The sequence below is a fragment of the Tolypothrix sp. VBCCA 56010 genome (genome assembly GCF_050875635.1).
Lineage (GTDB): Bacteria > Cyanobacteriota > Cyanobacteriia > Cyanobacteriales > Nostocaceae > Hassallia.
The window spans coordinates 1-21,693 of sequence record NZ_JBPAOH010000052.1 but is presented as its reverse complement, the minus strand read 5'-3'; the positions used below and the strand labels follow the sequence as shown (position 1 = coordinate 21,693).

The 21,693-nt window shown below is 44.4% G+C and carries 22 protein-coding genes; 15 read left to right on the top strand and 7 right to left on the bottom strand.

Features of this window, described 5'->3' with window-relative positions; all coding sequences use genetic code 11:
- The first annotated feature begins 24 nt into the window (after positions 1-24).
- From AABK37_RS18745 to psbU, 3 genes are all read left to right on the top strand, one after another.
- Positions 25-798 (top strand): DUF3120 domain-containing protein, encoded by a 774-nt coding sequence (locus tag AABK37_RS18745; RefSeq protein WP_432553057.1) that lies wholly within the window; start codon positions 25-27, stop codon positions 796-798.
- 38 nt (positions 799-836) lie between these two features.
- Positions 837-1,676: an SDR family NAD(P)-dependent oxidoreductase gene (locus tag AABK37_RS18740; RefSeq protein ID WP_432553056.1), complete on the top strand. Its 840-nt coding sequence runs from the start codon at positions 837-839 to the stop codon at positions 1,674-1,676.
- A 299-nt stretch (positions 1,677-1,975) separates the two neighbouring features.
- Positions 1,976-2,416 carry a photosystem II complex extrinsic protein PsbU gene (gene psbU, locus AABK37_RS18735; RefSeq protein ID WP_039752477.1) on the top strand — a complete coding sequence of 147 codons (441 nt, stop codon included), beginning with the start codon at positions 1,976-1,978 and terminating at the stop codon, positions 2,414-2,416.
- Between the two features lie 70 nt (positions 2,417-2,486).
- Here psbU and AABK37_RS18730 read toward each other — a convergent pair whose 3' ends face one another.
- Positions 2,487-2,645 (bottom strand): hypothetical protein, encoded by a 159-nt coding sequence (locus AABK37_RS18730; RefSeq protein WP_432553055.1) that lies wholly within the window; start codon positions 2,643-2,645, stop codon positions 2,487-2,489.
- A gap of 33 nt (positions 2,646-2,678) precedes the next feature.
- Between AABK37_RS18730 and nadB the strand changes: the two genes are divergently transcribed.
- The gene (nadB, locus tag AABK37_RS18725; protein WP_432553054.1) at positions 2,679-4,370 is read left to right on the top strand and encodes an L-aspartate oxidase; all 1,692 of its coding nucleotides are present in this window, start codon (positions 2,679-2,681) and stop codon (positions 4,368-4,370) included.
- Between the two features lie 81 nt (positions 4,371-4,451).
- Here nadB and AABK37_RS18720 read toward each other — a convergent pair whose 3' ends face one another.
- Positions 4,452-4,718, bottom strand: a complete 267-nt coding sequence (locus AABK37_RS18720; protein WP_432553053.1) for a hypothetical protein — start codon at positions 4,716-4,718, stop codon at positions 4,452-4,454.
- Between the two features lie 343 nt (positions 4,719-5,061).
- Here AABK37_RS18720 and AABK37_RS18715 point away from each other — a divergent pair, with 343 nt between their 5' ends.
- Positions 5,062-5,454 (top strand): hypothetical protein, encoded by a 393-nt coding sequence (locus AABK37_RS18715; RefSeq protein ID WP_432553052.1) that lies wholly within the window; start codon positions 5,062-5,064, stop codon positions 5,452-5,454.
- Here AABK37_RS18715 and AABK37_RS18710 read toward each other — a convergent pair.
- The 4 genes from AABK37_RS18710 to btpA form a co-directional block, all read right to left on the bottom strand.
- Positions 5,439-7,703, bottom strand: coding sequence for a CHASE2 domain-containing protein (locus AABK37_RS18710; protein ID WP_432553051.1), 2,265 nt, complete (start codon positions 7,701-7,703; stop codon positions 5,439-5,441). The two genes, AABK37_RS18715 and AABK37_RS18710, sit on opposite strands and share 16 nt — an antisense overlap.
- Before the next feature lie 308 nt (positions 7,704-8,011).
- The gene (locus tag AABK37_RS18705; protein WP_432553050.1) at positions 8,012-9,013 is read right to left on the bottom strand and encodes a vitamin K epoxide reductase family protein; all 1,002 of its coding nucleotides are present in this window, start codon (positions 9,011-9,013) and stop codon (positions 8,012-8,014) included.
- A gap of 3 nt (positions 9,014-9,016) precedes the next feature.
- Positions 9,017-9,166, bottom strand: a complete 150-nt coding sequence (locus AABK37_RS18700) for a hypothetical protein (protein WP_432553049.1) — start codon at positions 9,164-9,166, stop codon at positions 9,017-9,019.
- A 6-nt stretch (positions 9,167-9,172) separates the two neighbouring features.
- Positions 9,173-10,009, bottom strand: coding sequence for a photosystem I biogenesis protein BtpA (btpA, locus tag AABK37_RS18695; RefSeq protein WP_432553073.1), 837 nt, complete (start codon positions 10,007-10,009; stop codon positions 9,173-9,175).
- A 67-nt stretch (positions 10,010-10,076) separates the two neighbouring features.
- Here btpA and AABK37_RS18690 point away from each other — a divergent pair, with 67 nt between their 5' ends.
- From AABK37_RS18690 to AABK37_RS18675, 4 genes are all read left to right on the top strand, one after another.
- Positions 10,077-10,283, top strand: coding sequence for a hypothetical protein (locus AABK37_RS18690; RefSeq protein WP_432553048.1), 207 nt, complete (start codon positions 10,077-10,079; stop codon positions 10,281-10,283).
- A 564-nt stretch (positions 10,284-10,847) separates the two neighbouring features.
- Positions 10,848-12,185: a 30S ribosomal protein S12 methylthiotransferase RimO gene (gene rimO, locus AABK37_RS18685; RefSeq protein ID WP_432553047.1), complete on the top strand. Its 1,338-nt coding sequence runs from the start codon at positions 10,848-10,850 to the stop codon at positions 12,183-12,185.
- Between the two features lie 34 nt (positions 12,186-12,219).
- Positions 12,220-13,779, top strand: a complete 1,560-nt coding sequence (locus AABK37_RS18680) for a DEAD/DEAH box helicase (protein ID WP_432553046.1) — start codon at positions 12,220-12,222, stop codon at positions 13,777-13,779.
- 120 nt (positions 13,780-13,899) lie between these two features.
- Complete coding sequence (locus AABK37_RS18675; protein ID WP_432553045.1) at positions 13,900-14,469, top strand: Uma2 family endonuclease; 570 nt, start codon at positions 13,900-13,902, stop codon at positions 14,467-14,469.
- A gap of 67 nt (positions 14,470-14,536) precedes the next feature.
- Here AABK37_RS18675 and AABK37_RS18670 read toward each other — a convergent pair whose 3' ends face one another.
- Entirely contained in the window at positions 14,537-15,487 is a 951-nt protein-coding gene (locus tag AABK37_RS18670; protein ID WP_432553044.1) for an aldo/keto reductase, read from the bottom strand.
- A 127-nt stretch (positions 15,488-15,614) separates the two neighbouring features.
- Between AABK37_RS18670 and AABK37_RS18665 the strand changes: the two genes are divergently transcribed.
- The 6 genes from AABK37_RS18665 (at position 15,615) to AABK37_RS18640 (ending at position 21,502) form a co-directional block, all read left to right on the top strand.
- Complete coding sequence (locus AABK37_RS18665) at positions 15,615-17,039, top strand: BCD family MFS transporter (protein ID WP_432553043.1); 1,425 nt, start codon at positions 15,615-15,617, stop codon at positions 17,037-17,039.
- Positions 17,040-17,042: 3 nt separating this feature from the next.
- A complete protein-coding gene (locus AABK37_RS18660; protein ID WP_432553042.1) occupies positions 17,043-17,258 on the top strand; it encodes a hypothetical protein in 216 nt (71 codons plus the stop codon).
- A complete protein-coding gene (locus AABK37_RS18655; RefSeq protein ID WP_432553072.1) occupies positions 17,251-18,057 on the top strand; it encodes an inositol monophosphatase family protein in 807 nt (268 codons plus the stop codon). The genes AABK37_RS18660 and AABK37_RS18655 overlap by 8 nt, the downstream gene beginning before the upstream one ends.
- 619 nt (positions 18,058-18,676) lie before the next feature.
- Positions 18,677-19,399: a dienelactone hydrolase family protein gene (locus AABK37_RS18650; protein WP_432553041.1), complete on the top strand. Its 723-nt coding sequence runs from the start codon at positions 18,677-18,679 to the stop codon at positions 19,397-19,399.
- A gap of 148 nt (positions 19,400-19,547) precedes the next feature.
- Complete coding sequence (locus AABK37_RS18645) at positions 19,548-20,741, top strand: MFS transporter (protein ID WP_432553040.1); 1,194 nt, start codon at positions 19,548-19,550, stop codon at positions 20,739-20,741.
- 140 nt (positions 20,742-20,881) lie between these two features.
- Positions 20,882-21,502, top strand: coding sequence for a Uma2 family endonuclease (locus tag AABK37_RS18640; RefSeq protein ID WP_432553039.1), 621 nt, complete (start codon positions 20,882-20,884; stop codon positions 21,500-21,502).
- Positions 21,503-21,693 lie beyond the last annotated feature (191 nt).

Sequence of the window (21,693 nt, the reverse complement as noted above, 5' to 3'; positions counted from 1 at the left end):
GTTAAGTAAACAATATTAAAAACTTTGATTAACAATACATTGTCTTCTTACGCAACTTCTACCCCTGCAATTAATGCCCTAGACACGGAAACGGTGCAAAAAAGCCGAGAGGAGTTAGAGACAGCACTGTCTTTGAGTCCCTCATTGGGAGTCATGGCATCGTCTCGCCAAGGTTGGTTAGTGTTTGCGGCGGCGGTATTTTTAGTATCTGTGCCCGTGTTTATCGAAGCGCCGTTAGTGCGATCGCTACCTTTATTAAGTTTTGTATTAACAGGCTTTTGGGTTTGGCTGAGTTTTAGATTAATGTCAAATTCCGCAACTTATATTTGGGGAGATTTACTCTTAGGGTTCAGCTGGAGTTGGTTAGCCGGTTCAATTTATTGGGGCTGGTTGCGTTGGGAACCGTTATGGCATTTGCCAGTAGAGTCAATCGCGCTACCATTTGCTTGTTGGTGTCTAATGCGGAATTGGGGCAAAGTCGGTAACTGGTTTTATTTCGGTTCTTTACTGGGTACAGCTTTAACCGACGTGTATTTTTATCTAGTAGACTTGATGCCCTATTGGCGGCAAATCATGCGTGTCGAATCAGCTTTAGCATCACCAATATTACATAGTGCTGTAGCGCAAGTACAAACACCTTGGGGACAAACTTGGGCGTTAATTCTCGCGGTAGTTTTGTTGATTGCTGGCGTTTTGCCTTTAATTAAACGCCAACGGCATTGGTACGCCTTTAGTGGAGCGGTGCTAAGTACAATTTTGGTAGATAGCTTATTTCTGCTAGCTGCCGTTGCGTCTTAAACCAGACTTACGCCAAAACCCTCTACAACTCTTATTCCTTGGGTACTTGGCGTCCTTCTCCGATAGGAGAAGGAGAAGGACACGAAGGAATAACAGTTGCAGAGAGTTTTTGCGTAAGTCCTAAAACCAGTCATAACATGCGAGTTGTAATCATCACAGGTGGCAGTAGTGGCATCGGACGTGGCATTGCGGAAGCTTTTGTTAAAGAAGATGCTCATGTTGTGATTATTGGACGAAATGAACAAAAGCTCAAATCTACAGCGCAAGCAATTGGTTTGAATTGCGTGTGGCAACAAGCAGATGTCAGCAAGCGAAACGAAGTTACTGAAGTTGTTAATTTTGTTGTTCAGCAATACGGCAATATTGATGTATTGGTCAACGCCGCAGGCTTTCCGCGTTGGTTGACAACCAGTACGCCGTTAGACGAAGCCGAACAACTTTGGGATGAGGTGATAAATACTAATCTCAAAGGTACTTTTTTGATGGCAATGGCGGTTGCCCCTCATTTGACCAAACCGGGAGGTCGCATAATTAACATCAGCACTAATGCTGCGTTTACGGGAGGAAACCGACCGGGTTATTTAGGCTATACGTCAGCCAAAGCAGGCGTACATGGATTAACTTATGCTCTAGCACGCGAACTCAGTCCCCAAGGAATTACGGTTAATGCTGTTGCTCCTGGTTATATTGAAAACACCGCTATTACAAACCAGTGGTCTGAAGAAATCGTTGAGTCAATTGTCAACCAAACCCCTGTAGGTCGATCTGGGAATGTTGGGGATGTTGTAGCGGCAGTTCTATTTTTATCTTCACAAAAAGCCTCATTTATCACAGGTGAAGTGCTAAACGTTAATGGTGGCTTACTTTTTGGGCGTTAAAGCTTTGCTTGACGCGTATACGCGCTCTCAAAAACGGTGTTGCACCAAGCCAAAAAGAATAGGTATTTTTGCTTTATTATTTGATAATTTTTAGTAAAAGTACAACCAATGGCAGTGGCAGTAAATATTGTGGATATTAATACGCTGTATATTAGTTTCTGATGACTGCTGTGTTGATTAAGTTATGAGCATAGGATTGAGGATTGTCTTTTGTCGTTCTGTGACGAATGACGAGCGATCGCTCTGGCGTGCTCTGAGCTTAAAACTTTTATTTCAGTTTGATAGAGAGGTAAAAAATTGTGAAAGGATTGGTGCGTTTATTAACAGTGTTTAGCTTGTTGCTTGGCTGCTGGGGATGGTTGGGAACAACTCAGATAGCCCAAGCTAGCAATATCAATGGTGTCAGTTTGCAATTTGTGCCAGTTCTTGCAGTTGAGTTCACTCAACCAACGCAAAACAGGGCAGACCAAAAACTAGCAACGGAATTTGGGAAAAAACTTGACTTAAATAACACCAACGTGCGAGCTTTTCAGCAATATCCAGGACTGTATCCTACCCTCGCCAGGAAAATCATCGAAAATGCTCCTTACCAGCAGCTAGATGATGTGTTCAACATTCCCGGATTAAGCGATCGCCAAAAACAAATCCTGCAAGCCAACCTAGATCACTTTACCGTGACCGAGCAGGAAGCCGTCTTCAACGAAGGAGACGATCGCTTTAACAACGGCATCTACAGATAAAGACTGGGGACTGGGGACTGGGGACTAGGAGGACAAGGGGAGGACACAGCGAGTGCGGGGGTTCCCCCCGTTAAGGAACGTGTCCGTGGACAAGGAGGACAAGGGGACAAGGGAGACAAGATGAATTTTCTTCTCCTTTATCTCCCCCATCCCCCTTGTCTCCCCCATCTCCCCCATCCCCCTTGTCTCCCCCATCTCCCCCCTCTCCCTTGTCCCCCCATCTCCCCACTCCCCCACTCCCCCCATCCCCAACCTTGTCCGCGTGCTAAATATCAACAGCCAATTTGATGTCTTAGTAGTCGGTGCTGGTGCTGCTGGATTATACACGGCACTTTGTTTGCCAGAGCACTTACAAGTCGGCTTGATTACTAAAGAAACAGTTTCTTTGTCCGCTAGTGATTGGGCACAAGGAGGTATTGCTGCGGCGATCGCTCCGGAAGATTCTGCTTACCTGCACATTGAAGATACTTTACGCGCAGGTGCTGGTTTGTGCGACCCCCAAGCGGTAGAATTCCTCGCCGAACACGCCAAAAGTTGCATTCAATCTTTAGTAAATTTGGGAGTAGCTTTTGACCGTCATAATAATGAGTTAGCTTTAACTTTAGAAGCTGCCCATTCTCGGCATCGGGTTCTTCACGCTGCCGATACTACAGGTAGGGAAGTAACTACTACTCTTACCGCTCAAGTATTGCGACGCCCAAATATTCAAGTAATTCAGCAAGCTTTGGCGCTATCGTTGTGGCTGGAACCCGAAAGCGGAAGATGTCAGGGAATTAGTCTGTTTTATCAAGGTAAAATTACCTGGATACGAGCCGACGCAGTAGTTTTGGCAACAGGTGGTGGCGGTCAAGTTTTTGCCCAAACCACTAACCCAGCGGTGAGTACCGGCGATGGAGTAGCGATCGCTTGGCGTGCTGGAGCAATTTTGCGAGACTTAGAATTTGTCCAATTTCACCCGACTGCTTTAACTAAACCTGGTGCTGATCGCTTTCTCATTAGTGAAGCTGTGCGCGGCGAAGGCGCACATCTAGTAGATAATGAAGGGCGACGCTTTGCCTTTGACTACCACCCGGCTGGTGAACTCGCTCCTAGAGATGTCGTCAGTCGAGCCATTTTCAGCCACTTGCAAGCCACTTCTAGCGACCTGGCAACTGCTCATGTATGGTTAGATATGCGCCCGATCCCTGTTGACAAGATTCGTTACCGCTTCCCCAACATTGTTAAAGTTTGTCAGCATTGGGGTATTGATGTCTTCTCGCAATTGATTCCCGTTGCCCCAGCTGCTCATTACTGGATGGGTGGTATTTTCGCGGATCTGATGAATCAAACAAATATTCCCGGTTTGTATGCGGTGGGGGAAACTGCCAGTACCGGCGTACATGGAGCGAATCGTCTGGCAAGTAATTCCCTACTCGAATGTATTGTGTTTGGCGCACAAATGGCTAATCTGAAGTCAGAAGTCACAAGTCACAAGGATATCAAAGAATCTGAATTTACACTTTCTCCTTCTGAGTTTATCCTTTCTGAAGGTGAGTGGAACAACGAAGAAGCACAGCTAGAAGCACTACGACAGAAGTTACCGCGTTTAGTCTGGGAAAGTGCTGGTATTTGTCGTCAACAATCAAGTTTAGAGCAAGCGATCGCTACTATTGAATCTTGGCAACAAGATTTTGCTGCTTTGAAACTGAGCCAATTTTTACTTACATTACGTCCAACACAACCAGCTAGTTTCACTTTACCCGACGTTGAAAGGCAGTTGCGACTCTGGGCTGAAACCCGCAATTTATTAGATGTAGCTTATTTAATTCTTAAAAGCGCTGCTTTCAGAACCGAAAGTCGTGGTGGACACTTTCGTTTAGATTATCCTCAAACCGCTCTCGATTGGCAGGCACACACACTAGTACAAATAAACTACTGGAATAAAAGTCCGATTATTAGCAACTCACAATTTTGATGATCGAACAATATGCATGAGGCGTAGAAAAAAGCAACTTAATTTTGTTGTAAATTTTTAATTTGGGAAATTTTTAATTTCTTAACGTGTGCCAGTACCATGTTGACTATCAGGACTACCATTATTTGGCGGTTCGTAAATATCGCTACTTGATTCAGTATTTAAGTTTGTAGTATTTAATGTCTGAGAATTGCTCTCAATTACCTTAACACTATTAACAGCCAAACTGCTCAAAACTCCTGTTGCATCGGCAACTTTGGGGATTATTAAAGCAGAGCCAATACAAAATACTACAGCACTAGTAATTCTTAAACTTGTTTCTATTTGTCTCGGTATATTCCCGTGCATTTTGATTTAATCCTGTTTTTTATTATCTTCAGTAGTGTGATTAATTTTTTCGGAAAATAACTAAATTTTTATTTGCTATATATAAAGAAAAAGCCGCGAGTAGCTGACTGTTTAACTTCAAATATTCTTAACATTTAATAAATATTCGCAAACTCATGCTTTTGACATCAGCCAAAAGTTATATATATTTACAACTCTTTACTTTACTGATAGTGGTCTTGACATCAACCAAAAGATATATATATTTACAAACATTTAATTGTTAATGTGTATTTTTTTGACAAAATTTTAATATTCTCCGAGCAAGCACTGTTGACTGTAACACAAAATCGTCCATTGGGCATTGGGGAATGGGCTTTTTGAAGAGGGGAAAAGGGTAAAGGGTAAAGGGGAGCCAGTCGCTTGGGGAGGCAGTGCGTTGCGGAGCGCTAGTTTCGTGCGGAGGTTTCCGAGGCAGCGCGTTGCGCGGGTTAAGCGCGTTGTAGCGACTGCCGTTCCGTTGAGGCATCTGGCGTTGAGGTCACGAACGTTGAAGCACCTGCCGTCGGGGATGCCGACTTGGGCGAACTGGCGTGAAAGGGAAAGAATTATTACCAATGCCCCATGCCCGCTTGCCCCATGCCCCATGACGGCAGGTGCTTCAAGCCGGGGAACCCGTCCAACGCACTGCCTCCCCCATGCCCCATGCCCAATGCCCCATGCCCAATGCCCCATTCCCCATTACGCAAATTCATAGCGGTTTTTACCTAAGTGCTTGGCACGATACATCGCGGTATCTGCTTGTTTAACCAAGCTTTCGCAGTCGTGGCTGTTAATTGGATAGATACTGATGCCAATACTGGCGGAGACTCTGGTAGTATATTCGTCGAAAACAATTGGCTCAGTAATGGTTGTGAGAATTTTTTCGGCGACTCTTGCTGCAACTTTCGTATTGGGAATTGCGCGTAAAATCACGGTAAATTCATCGCCACCCAAACGGGAAACGGTATCAGTGCCGCGCAAAGAGTTGTTCAGCCGTTGGGCAATCGTCACCAACACGCGATCGCCGATCTCGTGTCCAAAAGTATCATTAACTTGCTTAAAGCCATCTAAATCAATAAACAGTAGTGCTAGTAACAAATTGTTGGTTTGTGCCCACCCTAGCGACTCGTGAAGTTGTTCGGCGAAAGATTTGCGATTGGGTAGACCGGTGAGGGGATCGTGATAAGCAAGATAACGCATCTGGTCTTCTTTGCGTTTTAATTCATCGTTTGATTGGAATAACTTATCAGCTCTGTCCTGGAGTTGTTTTTCTTTGCGTTTTAATTCATCGTTTGATTGGGATAACTCAGCAGCAGTGTCCTGGAGTTGTTTTTCAAACAGCTTGCGTTGCGTAATATCACGAATGACTCCAACTAAAAAGAAATTACCAGCGGCATCTTTGTGAAGCGATCGCTTAGTAGCAATCAGATGAGTCTTACCAAAAGCATCAGTAAATTCTTCTTCATTTTCTTGGGGTTCTTGACTGCAAAGCACCAGATTATCATGTTGGCGAAAAACATCAGCTTCATCTTTCGGGAAAAAGTCATAGTCTGACTTTTCAATTAACATAGTTTTCGGATAACCGATAAATTGACAATATGCCTCATTTAAAACAATCCATTGATGTTTTTCATTTTTGACAAAAATTGGGTCAGGAATCGTATTAATCACTTGTCCTAAAAAGTCTTTAGAGCGCTTTAACTCTTCTTGCATGTGGGCAAGTTGATAAGTCAGCACAACAGCTGAACTGCAAAAGGTAAGCAACCCAGGTAAGATTGGTATCCACCAACCATCAAGAAAAGCAATATAAGCATAACCAGTTAGTAGCAAACAACAAAAAACTATACTTAAGGCACTAATACAAGGGCGTTGTATTCGCCGTCTGGTAGCAACTCCCAAATAAGCCCAAGCGAAAATCCACAAACATTCGATTTCATCAGACCAAACTTTTAGTAAAGGTCGTCCTTTTAGGGCGGCTGCGATCAACTCACTGATAAAATAGGCTTGTAATTCGATGCCAGCTACAGGTTGAACCGTCCCTAACAAACGGCTGGAGTACGGTATTAATACATAATCTGGGAGACTCGGCGCAGTCGAACCAATTAGCACAATTGAATCGCTAATCCAGTCTTCTCGTACTCGGTTAGCTAGCACATCAATGAGAGAAACCTGACGAAAAGGACAGGATTCTTGCAAGTTTTTGCAGGCTGGTTTGGGAAAGTTAGACAAAATTTGGTAGCCTCTAGCATCAGCTTCTACATAAGCACCATGATTCGCTTCAAAACGATGAAACACCGCTTTACCCAACTGCAAATACTTATGATTGCTGGCTGCTTTTTTGGGAGTAATACCCTCGTTTTTTAAATATAGTAAAGCCAGCTTCAATGCAAAACTTTCATGTGATTTACTATTGATGTCGTGCGAATACAACAAGCTGCGACGTATTTTGCCATCACCATCTAACACCACATTATTAAAACCAACTTGATCGCGATCGCTTAGTTCTCGTGGTGCGGAAACAATAGTATTTTTATTATGTCCCAGTAATTCAATGCCAACCAAGTTTGGCATCGACTTGTAAGCCTCAACTAGATTAGAATGTCCTGGCTCAACTGGCAAATCTCGATATATATCTAAACCAATAGCACGAGGTTTGTGGACTTTTAGTTTCTCTAACACCGAAGCGATCGCTTTATCTGGAATAGGCCAAGAACCCACCTGGCGCAAAGAAGCTTCATCAATCGCTACAATAGTAATATGGTTTTCTGACGCTTCATCTGGACGTAAGCGGAAAAATTGATCCAAGGCTGCCCACTCTAAGGATTGCAATAACCCGAAAGACCGCAAAATTAAGATGCAGACTGCTACGCAGAAGGCAGTAATCAATTCCCTGTATTTTCGACCAAGCGTTTTTTTGCGTTTAAATAGTAACTTCAAAAAACGCTTGCCTAGCTGCTTACTCATTCCCATTACCTAATTGGGACAAATATTCTCTCTTGACTGTAGTTATAAGCTACCTAATATATGTAGCTTACACACAAGTCAATTATGCTTTTTCAAAAAGACAACACGCTTATGTTTTACCATTCAATTATGCAACCATCACGCATAGTAACGCTGGCTTTGATAACAATTCCGTTTTTTCAGTATAAATACTTAAAAAATAAATCAAAACAAACACAAAAAAGTCAACTAAAAGCAAATATAGAGGTTGCATTCAGTTGACTTTTTCAGGTGAAACCAAATCACCGAAAATAAACTTGTCGAAACAATTACCTAAAATACTTGAAATTCGTCGAACCTGTGTAACCAGAATTTGTTGCTAGTTCCTGCAAGTTTTGCACTCCTGCATAGCTTTTACCATTGATGATCCAAGTAGGGAAACTTTCAACTTTAGCGGCTTTACACAATTCTGGTTTACCTTTTGGGCTATCGCCAGCACATTCAACTTTGACATTATTGGTCTCGATTTCTTTGTAAGCTTCTTTACCAAAAAGTAGCTTCTGTTCGTGGCAGTGAGGACACCAATAAGCAACGTATTCTTTAGCACCTATTTTCGCCAAATGGCGTGCAAGCGCTAATTCTGATTCACCAGATTTGGTGGTAATTTCCCAACCGAATTCGGGATTGGGCGCTACTGTTGGTGTAAAGCTAATTTGTACAGGTTTGCCGTCAGTTGATTCAGCGATCGCACCCGATGGATTGACACCAGCATAAACGCCTAAAGTGCCAATTAGCGTCACCATGCCAACAATAATTGCCGTAAAAAATATTTGCCCCAAATCTTCCCAAACATGACCGATAAGCGTCAGCACCAAAAGACTCAGAGAAAATAAAGCTGAACCAATACAGTAAGGACAAAAAGCTTTAAGTTGGAAGAAAAGCACGTACATTAAGTACCCGCTGAAAACTGTCATGGCGATCGCCCCAGCCAGCAGCAGCAACCATGTGACATTTTCCAGCTTTTGACGCTTGTCCTTATTTTCCTTACTTTCAGCTCCTTTAATTGCCAAGGGAGCCAAAGCAAATACAATCATGCTAGTGTATGCCAAAAATCCAAACAAGGCTAATGGCTGACCAAAAACTGTTCCCCAAGGACTAGAAAGAACATCATTACAGCCTTTAACACCAGCCTGTGCCACACAATTGGCATTGCCTCCGGTTAACTTTTCAAACGTGAGATAAGCTGTGGTCAAGGCACCACATGCAGCGATCGCGGCAATCAAGATACGCGACCATCTTTGAATCCAAGGTGTAGAACGACGGCGAATCATAACCTAAACAACGGTGAATGGGCATTGGGAATAGGGCATTGGGCAATGGGCAATGGGCAATGGGCAATGGGAATTAAAGAAGTTCGGTGATGCGCGAGTGCGTGAATAAATACGATTCTTTCCATGCCCCATGCCCCATGCCCCATGCCCCATTCCCCATTACCCAATTAAAATTGATTTTTTTTCAGCCTTAGAGTTCCAACTTTGATGTGCGGCTTCGACAAATTGACTTACGCGAATCGGGTCAATTGGTTGCTCGATACGACCGTGGCGTTTTAGAGAACTGGAAACAATCACACCATCTGCTGCCTGCAACAGTGTAGCAATATTTTCCCAACTCGCCCCACTACCGATAAATACCGGGGTGTCATTTGCTGCACCCGAAGCTAATTCTAAATCTTCTTCGTTCGGAGGACTACCAGTAGCCCAACCGGACAAAATCACGGCGTCTGCCAAACCCCTCTCAATTGTATCTTTGACGGCGACGGTGAGATTTGGGGAACTTAAAGGACGGGCGTGTTTGACCAACACATCAGCAAAAATTTTCACATCGCTGCCTAACTCCCGTCGATAGCGCAATAATTGATGTGCTTCACCTTCAATTAATCCTTGATCGGTTGCCATTACGCCTGTGAGGACGTTGACGCGGATAAATTGCGCCCGGACACAGGTGGCGATCGCCATCGCACTTAATGCATCATTCCGCAAAACATTTAACCCGATAGGCAGCGTCACCAAATTTTGTATCCGCTGCACCACCACAGTCATGGCACTTACAACCGCCGGATCTACTTTATTTTTGGTAAACGGCGCATCGAAAAAGTTTTCTACAATAATCCCGTCAACGCCTCCACTCGCCAAGGCTGTTGCTTCTTGTTCGGCGCGGTCTATCACCGCTTTTAGGCTACCTCCCCAACGAGGGGAAGTCAGCAGCGGTAGTAGGTGAACTACGCCAATAATCGGTGTTTTGGTTTTAAATAGCTGATATAAGTCCACGTCTTTAACCCGCTTTGCGGAGTCCAAAGTCAAAAGTCTATCGGGAATAGGGCATGGGGCATGGGGCATGGGGCATGGGGCATCGGGCATTGGGCATGGGGCATCGGGCATCGGGCAAGCGTCATTTGTGAAATACGCGATCGCTTCTTTTTATTCCCATTGCCCATTGCCCATTGCCCATTGCCCATTGCCCATTGCCCATTGCCCATTGCCCAATGCCCAATGCCCTATGCCCATTAACTCATTACCAATGACTGATGACAAATTTGTTTAAAACAGTTTGTTTTACTGCCTCCCCCTTTAGATGGAAATTGCCGTAAAACATTCCATAAGATATGTTAAGATAAAAACTGGCTACAAGAGGAGTTTGCCACTCACAAAACGCGAGGCACTTTCTTTGTAGTTTGGGTCTTTTGCCTCCAGAACCACCGGAAGGCAATACCTGAGCGCAAGGTGAGCTTACCGTACAGGCGTAGTCGCGAGTTGCGATTTACCAAAGGGCGAGCGACTTCTCACAACCAGCCCTTAGGGCGGCTTCCCGATGGGTAAATTAACAACCCACACCCTGCGGTAGTGTAAAATACAACAGGTTATTTGTTAAAATATATTAAAAGTGTTCTATTTATCCGAAGACACTTTAGTTAGACCCTGGGAAACAGATTAATAAGAATATCATAGCACGAGCTCTATTTACTAATTAGAGTCACAGTGCGTGCGGGCATTTGAGTGCGTCAATCGCCTTTACAAGTGTCCCGTGATTAGGGTGCGTATGACTAAGAACTCACAAAACGCGATCTAGTAGTTGAGTCTTGAACAAACAAAGAAGATTTTTTATAATATGGGTGATAAGCCAACAATTGCAATTTCTCACCTGGGCTGCGAGAAAAATCGAATTGATACAGAACACATGTTAGGACTGCTGGTAGAAGCAGGCTATGGTGTAGATAGTAATGAAGATTTAGCAGATTACGTTATTGTCAATACTTGTAGTTTTATTGAAGCGGCTAGAGAAGAATCGGTAAAGACATTAGTAGAACTGGCGGAAGCGAATAAAAAAATCGTGATCGCAGGCTGTATGGCGCAGCACTTTCAAGCGGAGTTATTGTCAGAGTTGCCAGAAGCAGTAGCGGTAGTAGGTACTGGCGATTATCACAAAATAGTTGATGTTATAGAGCGCGTACAATCCGGAGAACGAGTCAAGCTTGTTAGTGCCGAACCGACCTATATTGCTGATGAAACCACACCGCGCTATCGGACGACAAGCGAGGGTGTAGCCTACCTGCGGGTAGCCGAAGGATGTGATTATCGTTGTGCGTTTTGTATCATTCCTTATCTACGGGGAAATCAGCGATCGCGTACTATCGAATCGATTGTCACTGAAGCGCAACAGCTAGCGAGTCAAGGTGTAAAAGAAATAATTTTAATTTCCCAAATCACCACCAATTATGGATTAGATATCTACGGCGAGCCAAAATTAGCCGAATTACTTCGCGCTTTGGCAAAAGTAGATGTACCGTGGATAAGGATGCATTACGCTTATCCCACCGGACTGACTCCAGAAGTGATTAAGGCGATAAAAGAAACACCTAACGTGTTACCTTACTTAGATTTGCCCTTGCAACATTCCCATCCAGAAGTTCTGCGTGCCATGAACCGTCCTTGGCAAGGACGGGTAAATGATGGGATTATTGAGCGCATTAAAACCGCGCTACCAGATGCAGTACTGCGGACAACATTTATAGTTGGCTATCCTGGGGAAACACAAGAGCATTTCGAGCATCTGCTACAGTTCGTCCAGCGACATGAATTCGATCATCTTGGTGTCTTCACCTTTTCCCCAGAGTCAGGAACTCCTGCTTATAACTTACCAAATCAATTGCCCCAAGAAGTGATAAAAGAACGCTGGCATCAATTAATGGCACTTCAAAAACCGATTTCTTGGAAAAAGAATCAACAGGAAGTAGGCAAAGTTGTTGATGTGCTGATTGAGCAAGAAAATCCGAAAACTGGAGTATTAATTGGTCGTTCTGGAAGATTTTCTCCAGATGTCGATGGACAGGTATATGTAAAAGGCGAAGCGAAGCTAGGAGAGATTTTCCCAGTCGCAATCCACAGCGCTAAAACATATTCCCTCTCTGGTCAAGTTGTCAATACTAACAAGCTAACTGTCGGTTAAAGAGTCCAAATCAAAATAAATCTTAGGAGAATTAATGAATCTTTTTGCAGAATTAGGTATTTCTACAGAACGCGCTGAACAACTAGAAAAACTAGGTTTCACTACACCAACCAATATTCAAACGCAAGCAATTCCTCAACTATTAGCCGGTCGTGATGTCGTCGGTCAATCTCAAACAGGAACAGGCAAAACCGCAGCATTTTCCCTGCCAATTTTAGAACAGCTAGATGTTAATCACAGAGCCGTGCAAGCTCTGGTTTTGACTCCAACTCGTGAATTAGCAATGCAAGTTCACGACGCGATTGAGCAATTTATTGGTAATGACCCATTGCGCGTGTTGGCAATTTATGGCGGTCAATCAATTGAGCGCCAAATTTCCCAACTCAAGCGGGGTGTTCACATGGTCGTAGGTACACCAGGACGTGTGATCGACTTGCTTGATCGCGGCTGTTTAAAGCTCGATAGTGTCAAGTGGTTTGTCTTAGATGAAGCCGATGAAATGTTGAGCATGGGCTTTATTGATGATGTAGAAAAAATTCTCTCACAAGCACCCAAAGAACGACAAACAGCTTTATTTTCGGCGACAATGCCGCCTTCGATTCGCTCGTTGGTAAACCGATTTTTAGTATCGCCTGCGACAGTCACAGTCGAACAGCCAAAAGCCGCACCAAATAAAATCAATCAAGTAGCTTACTTGATTCCCCGTCATTGGACAAAAGCTAAAGCTTTACAACCGATTCTGGAAATGGAAGATCCAGAAACAGCTTTAATTTTTGTTCGCACTCGACGCACAGCCGCAGAACTCACCAGTCAATTGCAAGGAGCAGGTCACAGTGTCGATGAATACCACGGTGACTTGTCGCAACAAGCGCGGGAACGTTTATTAACTAGGTTCCGCAATCGTCAGGTGCGCTGGGTGGTAGCAACTGATATAGCGGCACGCGGTTTAGATGTCGATCAACTATCGCACGTCATCAACTTCGACTTACCCGATAGCCCAGAAACCTACGTCCACAGAATTGGTCGGACAGGTCGCGCCGGTAAAGAAGGAACCGCAATATCTTTAGTGCAGCCGTTTGAAAGACGCAAGCAGCAAGGTTTTGAGCGCCATGTACGCCAAAGCTGGCACGTATTAACGATTCCCACACGCGCTCAAATTGAAGCGCGACACATCGACAAATTGCAAGAACAAGTGCGGGAAGCCTTAGCTGGCGAGCGTTTGGCTTCATTTTTGCCGATTGTCAGCGAATTAATTGAAAAATACGATCCGCAAGCGATCGCAGCTGCTGCATTGCAAATCGCTTACGATGAAACTCGTCCCGCTTGGCTGCAACAATCAGAAGCTGACATTCCTTCTGAAGATATGTCCACTCCCAAGCCGAAGTTGGTTAAGCGTCGTGAAGGTTCGAGCGATGCCTTCGGCGGTTCGCGAAGCGACCATCGCCCGCGTACTTCTTGGAATAAATCTGATGGTAACACTGAAGAAGAAAGACGCGGTACTCCCAAGCCCAAACCTCGCATCACCCGTCGCAGTGATGTTTCGATGACACCGAAAAAGCTTGGTTCACCTACTGCTAGAGAATCTGCTTCTTAATTAAAAGTTAGGAGTTAAAAGTTAGGAGTTAGGAGTTAGGAGTTAGGAGTTAGGAGTTAGGAATATAACTCTTAACTCTTAACTATTAATGATGGGGACAGAAGCATTCTCGGTGGTTTTATGTTTACTATTACAGACTTAGAGCAACTGCAAGCCGAACATCCAGAATGGCAGATGGAACTGGTTGATGGGAGTATGTTGGTTATGGGTCCATCTGATTACGAATCTGAAGAAATTGGTGCAGAGTTAATAAGATTACTTGCTAACTGGGTGCGTCCACGTAAATTAGGACGAGTTACTGGTTCTTCGGCTGGTTTTATTTTGCCAAGCTTAGAAGACGTAGAAGCTGATAAATTAAAGAGAAATTTACGCGCTCCGGATGTATCTTTTGTTCGTGCCGATCGCCTGAAAAGAACTAAGCGCGATTTTGTGGAATTAGTACCAGACTTGATGGTTGAAGTCAAATCTAAAAGCGACCGCATCAAAACGCTACAAGAAAAGATTCAACTATTTCTGCAACTTGGATCGACTGTGGGTATCTTAATTGACCCTGACGAATTGACTTTAACAGTTTACCGACTTAACCAAGAACCGATAGTTTTACAAGATAACGGTAAGCTGACTTTACCAGATTTATTACCGGGTTGGGAGCTAACAGTATCAGAACTGTGGCCCCCTGTGTTTGAATAATTAAGAAGCGTTTTTAAACGCAGAGGGACGCTAAGGTAAGCGCAGAGGGTCGCAGAGTTTTCGTTACTTAGTGCAGCCAAGGACGGGTAACTTCGTCTAACTGGGCAATATCATCATCAGTTAGTTGCCAGTTCAAAGCGCCGGCGTTTTGTTGTACTTGTTGAGCGGTTTTTGCTCCAGCAATCGGGATTGTGTTTCCTTGAACAATTAACCAGTTGAGAGCAACTTGAGCGGGAGTACGATCGCGTTTTTCGCCAATAGTGCGTAGCAAAGATATCACGGGTGCAATTTTCTCCAAGCCTTGCTTACTAAATCGCGGGTCAATCTTCCTCGCACCGTTGGGAGTTTCCGCGCTATCAGTTGCGTACTTACCTGTGAGTAACCCCTGCGCTAAAGGACTGTATGCCAAGATTGTCACACCCAACTCACGGGCAGCGGCAAAAATGCCATTAGTTTCGATTTGCCGCGTCAGCAAAGAGTAGCGTACCTGATTCGCAGCCAATGGCACACCGCGTCTAGCCAAGATATCGTGCGCTTCTCGCATTTGTTCTGCCGAGTAATTACTTACACCAACTGTAGCGATTCTGCCGCGCTGTACTTCATCTGCAAGGGCATTCATCAGAGTTTGTTGACTCATAAAAAAGGCAAAGGGCCAATGCACTTGATACAAAGCAACTCGCTCGACTCGCAAGCGTTTGAGGCTGGCTGTTAAGGCATCGGCAACTGATTGAGATGTAAATCGCCAAGGTGCGGGACCGTATTTAGTCGCAATTTGCACTGGTTGGGAAGTCTGTTGCATGAATTGCCCCAAGAATTCTTCACTCATTCCCAAGCCGTAAACTTCGGCAGTATCAAAGAAAGTGACACCTGTTTCTAGTGCTGCGATGAAGGCTTCTTTGAGTTGTTCGGAATTGTAGTCTTTGCCATAATTCCAAAAAAGTTTATCACCCCAAGCCCAAGTGCCGATGCAAAGAGGTGCTACAGTCGGTCCGTTTTGTCCTAATGTGATGGTTGTCACTTTTTTTAGAAGGTAGAGGTTAGTAAGAAAAATGAATGATATTTAACCTTTTATCTTTTTTCATCTACCCTACTGAGGTTTATCCTGGAAAATAAATAAAAAAATCCGATTAATCTCGAAAAAGAATATGGCAAGCGGTGATTTATCTGATTCTGGGTCAGCTTTTGTGAGTGTCCCGCGAATCAAAGTTTTGACGATGTTTCGGCTGGGCTTATTTCAGATGGCTTTGGGTATTATGTCGATTCTCACTTTGGGAGTGCTGAATCGAGTGATGATTGAAGAGTTGAAGGTGCCGGCGTTAATTGCAGCTGGGGCGATCGCTATGCATCAATTTGTCTCACCGACGCGAGTCTGGTTTGGACAAATATCAGATTCTAAATTGTTGTTTGGCTATCACCGTACTGGTTATATCTGGCTGGGTGCGGTTTTGTTTGCGATCGCTTCTTTTTTAGCGGTACAAGTCGTTTGGCAACTCGGTTTCAGTTTGCAAGCGGGAATTTGGACAACTCAAACTACAATTTGGGCAGTATTTCTCGCTTTTATCTTCGCACTCTACGGTTTGGCGATCGGTTTGAGTTCCACACCTTTCGCAGCGCTGTTAGTTGATGTTTCTGATGAAGACAATCGCTCAAAATTAGTCGGGGTTGTTTGGTCAATGCTGATGGTGGGTATCATTGTCGGGGCAATTATTAGCAGCGGCTTACTCAAACAAATTGCTTTAAACGCACCGTTAGATGTACTGCAATCGCAAATTAACCGTTTGTTTTTAATCGTACCCGCAATTGTCGTCGGATTGTGCATTGGCGCGACAGTTGGCGTAGAAAAAAAATATTCTCAGTATACTACTCGTTCGACGGTAGTTGAGCGCGAAGATAAAATTACTTTGGGCAAAGCGCTGCGAGTGCTAACAGCGAGTCGGCAAACTGGGATATTTTTCAGCTTTTTGCTATTAATGACCATCAGCTTGTTTTTGCAAGATGCAGTTTTGGAACCTTACGGTGGTCAAGTGTTTAAGATGACGATCGCCGAAACAACAAAGCTGAATGCTTTCTTTGGTACGGGTACGCTGGTTGGTTTGAGTATCACCGGCTTTTTGATTGCCCCGCGTTTGGGAAAGAAAAACACCACCAAGCTGGGATGTGTGGGGGTAGCGATATGTTCGCTGTTGATTATTTTGGCGGGGGTGACTGCTAATCCGAAGCTGTTGCAATTGAGTTTAATTTTGTTTGGTTTTGCTTCTGGTGTGACGACAACCGGAGCGTTAAGCTTGATGCTAGACCTCACAGCCGTGGAAACTGCGGGGACATTTATCGGTGCTTGGGGATTAGCGCAAGCAATGGCGAAAGCACTTGCTACAGTATGTGGTGGTGGGTTGTTGAATTTGGGGAAAGCTTTTTTCACAACACCGATTCAAGCTTACGGATTAGTGTTTGCCACGCAAGCTGTAGGTATTTTGCTGGCGCTGTGGTTTTTAAGTCAAGTGAATGTCAGAGAATTTCAGAATAACGCCAAGCAAGCGATCGCCTCTATTATGTCAAATGATTTAGATTAGGGAATGGGGCATGGGGCATTGGGCATGGCGCATGGGGCATGGCGCATGGGGCATGGCGCATGGGGCATGGCGCATGGAAAGAATCTCTTATTCCCAATGTTCGCTTTGCCCATTGCCCAATTACCCATGCCCAATGCCCATTGCCCAATGCCCAATGCCCATTGCCCAATGCCCCATGCCCAATTCCCAATTCCCAATTCCCATTTATCAAATGACTGACTTTTGGACAACAATTCTCGAATTTGCCCAAACCACTACCACCAGGGTAGGTAAGCAGCTAATGCTAGATTTTGGGCAGGTGCAAGCTTCGCAAAAAGCTGATGGTACTTTGGTTACGCAAGCTGATAAATGGGCAGATAAGACAATTTGTGATGCGATCGCTTCCACTTTTGCGGGTTATGGTATCCTCAGCGAAGAAGCTGATAAGGTGTTTCCCGCTACAGAGTGGTGCTGGGTAATTGACCCTCTCGACGGCACTACTAACTTTACACGCGGTATTCCTATTTGGTCAATTTCCCTAGGTTTGCTGTATCGAGGTGTACCTATTTTTGGTTATGTATATGTGCCGCCAACAGACCAAGCTTTTCACGGCTTTTGGCAAGGTACATCTGAGTTAACAACACCTACCGGGGCATTTCTCAATCATCATCCCATCCACAGCAGCGTTGATGACCCCAGCAACAATCATTTTTTTAATGTTTGTTCTCGCAGTACAGCAGTTATCCAAGAAGGCTTTCCCTGCAAAATTCGCATGTTAGGCGTTGCTAGCTATAATTTTCTCACCGTGGCGACTGGGGCTGTATTGGGCGGTATGGAAGCGACACCAAAAGTTTGGGATCTTGCCGCCGCTTGGGTAATTGTTCAGGCAGCAGGCGGAAGTTGGGTATCTTTGAAGACAGAGCCGTTTCCTTTATTACCGGGAGAAGATTATAGCGATCGCTCTTTCCCTACTTTAGTTGTCAGTCGTGCAGAATTGCAACCTGTATTTCAACCGTTTGTAGATAAAGTGAAAATTTAAACTCTTAGGTAGTAAGCGCTTAAGCGCTTTAAATTGAGCGATAAATCGCTGACTACGAATAATAGCAAGAAAAAATTTCACGGCTCTTGATATAATTTTTGCGGAGTTTCGTGTTCGGAACTCGAAGTTTCATCTTCGGAAGCTCAAGTTTCATGTTCTGAACTCGAAGTTTCATGTTCAGAAGCTGAAGTTTCGTGTTCGGAACTCGAAGTTTCGTGTTCTGAACTCGAAGTTTCGTGTTCTGAACTCGAAGTTTCATGTTCAGAAGCTGAAGTTTCGTGTTCAGAAGCTGAAGTTTCGTGTTCGGAACTCGAAGTTTCGTGTTCGGAAGCTCAAACAACGAAAACTGCCTGTTTTGCAGAAGGTTGCCGTCTCCTGCTACTAATTATTTTTAGCCTCGGATGAATCAAAATATATTACAGTCACATGATTATTACTCGCTTCCCGCTCGAAAAATACCTATTTAACGAACCGCGAAGACGCGAAGGACACGAAGGAGGAAGAAAAAGAAGATAAGTAATTTTGTAGCGGGAAGGGAGTAGCAGATAGTGGGATATTGCCGACTTATAATTTTCAGTATAAGTCTATACGCCTTATCGTACAGACAAAGGTAAAACATATGCAAATCAAGCAGACAGAGGTGATCATTTCCACGCCGGATGGACAGATGCCGGCTTTCTTATGTACACCTACTGAACCTGACCGCAAGCCAGCCGTCCTCCTTTTCATGGAGGCTTTTGGTTTAACGTCGCACATCCGAGACGTAGCAGCGCGGATTGCCAAGCTCGGTTACGTAGTGCTTGCGCCGGATTTATACTATCGCGAGTTGCCGAACAACAAGTTCGGATACGACGAGGTGGAGCAAGCAATGGCTATGATGTGGCGTCTCGATTTTGGCAAGCCCGTAGAGGAGGATATTCGGGCAGCGCTGGCTTATCTGAAGTCACGACTTGATGTGTACCCAGATAAAGTTGGCGTTACAGGGTTTTGCTTGGGTGGCGGATTGACCTTTCTCACTGCTTGCAAAATGTCGGACGCGATCGCTGCGGCGGCTTTCTTCTATGGTATGGTTTTAGATGAGTGGATCGACGCAGTAAGAAACATTACTGTCCCCGTATACTTATTCTTCGGTGGTGTCGATCCATTCATTCCTCAAGAACGTGTTAAACAAATCGAATCCCGGTTCAAGGAACTCGACAAAGAGTATACCTTGAAGGTTTACAGTGATGCCGACCACGGGTTTTTCTGCAACGAGCGTTCTTCTTACAACCCCTTGGCAGCGGAAAATTCTTGGCGCGAGCTTACAACGTTCTTCGATAAACATTTGCAGGAAGTCGTCTAACAAAACGCTGCACCAAAACGTAGCAATATGCTCGGCTGAGTCTTTGCGTGAGAACACCTGCATCGGTTTTATTGCTGGGAAGTTGATTAAGCTTGGCGACGAGGACACAGCAGTTTATCTTTGTGCCTCATGAGAGTGCAAGCAACCGATGAAATTTAATATTCGCTCAATGCCAATTATTGGTTTAATCACAGCCGAATCCTTGTCTTTGATGGGAAACCAAATTGCGGCGGTTGCAATACCGATATTGGTCTTGCGGTTTACTAATTCTCCTATAGTTACCGGAATTGCCAGCGCAGCTAACATAGTTCCGATTATATTGGCTGCAATTGTGGGTGGGCGAGCTATTGATAGATTCGGTGCGTGGAATATCAGCGTGGCTGCCGATGTGTTGAGTTTTTTATCTGTTCTCGCTTTACCCTTCGCATTCATTTATCTCGATCAAGTTTCCCCATTCTTGATATTTTTGTTGGTATTTTTAGGGGCACTGTTCGATCCTACTGGAATATCAGCTAGACAAACACTCGTACCAAACTTGGCAAAGTTGTCCGGTAAGCCGTTGCCAAAAATCAATTCATGGCGAGGGGGACTTGAAAACGCAGCTGACTTTCTCGGTCCTATAATCGGCGTTGGTTTAATTGGCGTAGCTGGAATCGTTCACACTTTTTTGATTAATGCCGTTACTTTTTTGCTTTGTGCAGGCATATTTGCGATCGCGGTTCCCAGAAAGCAGGAGATCGCATCAATGGGCAATGAAGGTGCTGCACCTACGGGCGTAACTTTTATTTTTAAACACTCTCAACTCAGACCGTTGGCGATCGTCGGTATGGTTGCGAATTTCGCGATTCTGCCATTTTTGGGGTTGCTGCTTCCGGTGTTGACCACACAAAAGTTTCATAGCACAACTTTACTCGGTGTTTGTTTATCAGTTTTTGGGCTGGCAGCAACCGTTGGTGCAGCCTTTTTCTCACGGCTTTCTCATCGCTACTCTCGTTCAGTCATTTATTATGGCGGATTATTAATGACAGGAAGTTCTATGATACTTTGTGCGGTTTCCAGTCAGAAATATCAAGTTATATTTTGTGCGGGTTTGGCTGGATTGTTGCTAGGTGCAGGCAATCCGTTACAGCAAACAATTTTGCAAGAGGAAACACCAAAAGCGATCGCAGGACAAGTATTCACCTCACTAACAGCGATTCACTTTATTGCTGGACTTTTTGGACTGCTGTTAGCAGGCATTTTTACCGAGTTCTCGAATGTTGAGCGGGTGCTTTTGTGCTTTGGCTGTTTGTTGCTAACCTCAGCAATCTTCGGTTGGTTTCGGTTGCCATTGAAACGGTAAGCAACCTTGCAGGAGGCAGGCGTTGCTGTCTGTATTGAACAAGGTGCAAACCGCTATATACTTTATCGTTTATACTTTTTTTATCCTTTATCCTTCATACTTCAGATAACACGCTCGTTTCCCGCATCCCGTGTTTTTCTATGAATACTGTAATTACACCAGAAAAAATCGAATTGCCTCCTGGCGCTGTGTTGAAACTTTTGGGGAACTGGCAAGAGTACCAAAGAATGGTTTTGCAGTTGGGCGATCGCTCAATCCCCCGTATTAAATACCGACCAGGAGAAATTTTGTTGATGGCACCTTTACCTGAACATGGAAGAGATGCAAGCTTGCTCTCCTTGGTGGCGATAACTTTACTTGATTATTTAAATTGCAAATACGACTCATTTACGCCCATAACCATGAGCTTGCCAGAAATAAGTGGTATAGAACCGGACTATTGCTTTTACATTGAAAATTGGAGAGCTGTAGTAGGTAAGAACCGTATCGACTGGGAAAATGACCCGCCACCCGATTTGGTAATTGAAATAGACGTTACTAGTTATAGCGATATTAATGATTATCTCCCTTACAAAGTACCAGAGGTTTGGTTGTTAAAAAATAAGCATTTGTTGGTTTATAAATTTGCCGTTGAAAGTTATGTGCTTGGAGAAAGCAGTTATTTTCCTAATGTGAGAGAAATTGTGCAGCAGTGTTTGCAAATTGCAAATGAGCAAACAACCAGTGAGGCAATTAGGTGGTTAAGGAACTTTTTGCAGTAGACACGGGCGTTGTATTTTGCCGTACTCGGCATAGCCTAAAGCTTTATAGCTTAAGCTTAGTGTATATAGCAGTTCCCATTCAGATGCGGTACAACATTATATCGTCGCGTGTAGGGGCACGGCAAGGCCATTCCCCCCCAAGGGTACCCCCCACAAACAAGAACTGCTCTCTCCGCTTTTTCCCTCCCAAC

What these genes read in the sequence shown, in the direction of transcription:
- AABK37_RS18720 (WP_432553053.1), bottom strand. Translation starts at nt 4,718, where the DNA reads ATGCACGGGAATATACCGAGACAAATAGAAACAAGTTTAAGAATTACT.
- AABK37_RS18710 (WP_432553051.1), bottom strand. Translation starts at nt 7,703, where the DNA reads ATGAGTAAGCAGCTAGGCAAGCGTTTTTTGAAGTTACTATTTAAACGC.
- AABK37_RS18705 (WP_432553050.1), bottom strand. Translation starts at nt 9,013, where the DNA reads ATGATTCGCCGTCGTTCTACACCTTGGATTCAAAGATGGTCGCGTATC.
- AABK37_RS18700 (WP_432553049.1), bottom strand. Translation starts at nt 9,166, where the DNA reads ATGGGGCATGGGGCATGGGGCATGGGGCATGGAAAGAATCGTATTTAT.
- AABK37_RS18690 (WP_432553048.1), top strand. Translation starts at nt 10,077, where the DNA reads ATGGGGCATGGGGCATCGGGCATTGGGCATGGGGCATCGGGCATCGGG.
- rimO (WP_432553047.1), top strand. Translation starts at nt 10,848, where the DNA reads ATGGGTGATAAGCCAACAATTGCAATTTCTCACCTGGGCTGCGAGAAA.
- AABK37_RS18680 (WP_432553046.1), top strand. Translation starts at nt 12,220, where the DNA reads ATGAATCTTTTTGCAGAATTAGGTATTTCTACAGAACGCGCTGAACAA.
- AABK37_RS18675 (WP_432553045.1), top strand. Translation starts at nt 13,900, where the DNA reads ATGTTTACTATTACAGACTTAGAGCAACTGCAAGCCGAACATCCAGAA.
- AABK37_RS18665 (WP_432553043.1), top strand. Translation starts at nt 15,615, where the DNA reads ATGGCAAGCGGTGATTTATCTGATTCTGGGTCAGCTTTTGTGAGTGTC.
- AABK37_RS18660 (WP_432553042.1), top strand. Translation starts at nt 17,043, where the DNA reads ATGGGGCATGGGGCATTGGGCATGGCGCATGGGGCATGGCGCATGGGG.
- AABK37_RS18655 (WP_432553072.1), top strand. Translation starts at nt 17,251, where the DNA reads ATGACTGACTTTTGGACAACAATTCTCGAATTTGCCCAAACCACTACC.
- AABK37_RS18650 (WP_432553041.1), top strand. Translation starts at nt 18,677, where the DNA reads ATGCAAATCAAGCAGACAGAGGTGATCATTTCCACGCCGGATGGACAG.
- AABK37_RS18645 (WP_432553040.1), top strand. Translation starts at nt 19,548, where the DNA reads ATGAAATTTAATATTCGCTCAATGCCAATTATTGGTTTAATCACAGCC.
- AABK37_RS18640 (WP_432553039.1), top strand. Translation starts at nt 20,882, where the DNA reads ATGAATACTGTAATTACACCAGAAAAAATCGAATTGCCTCCTGGCGCT.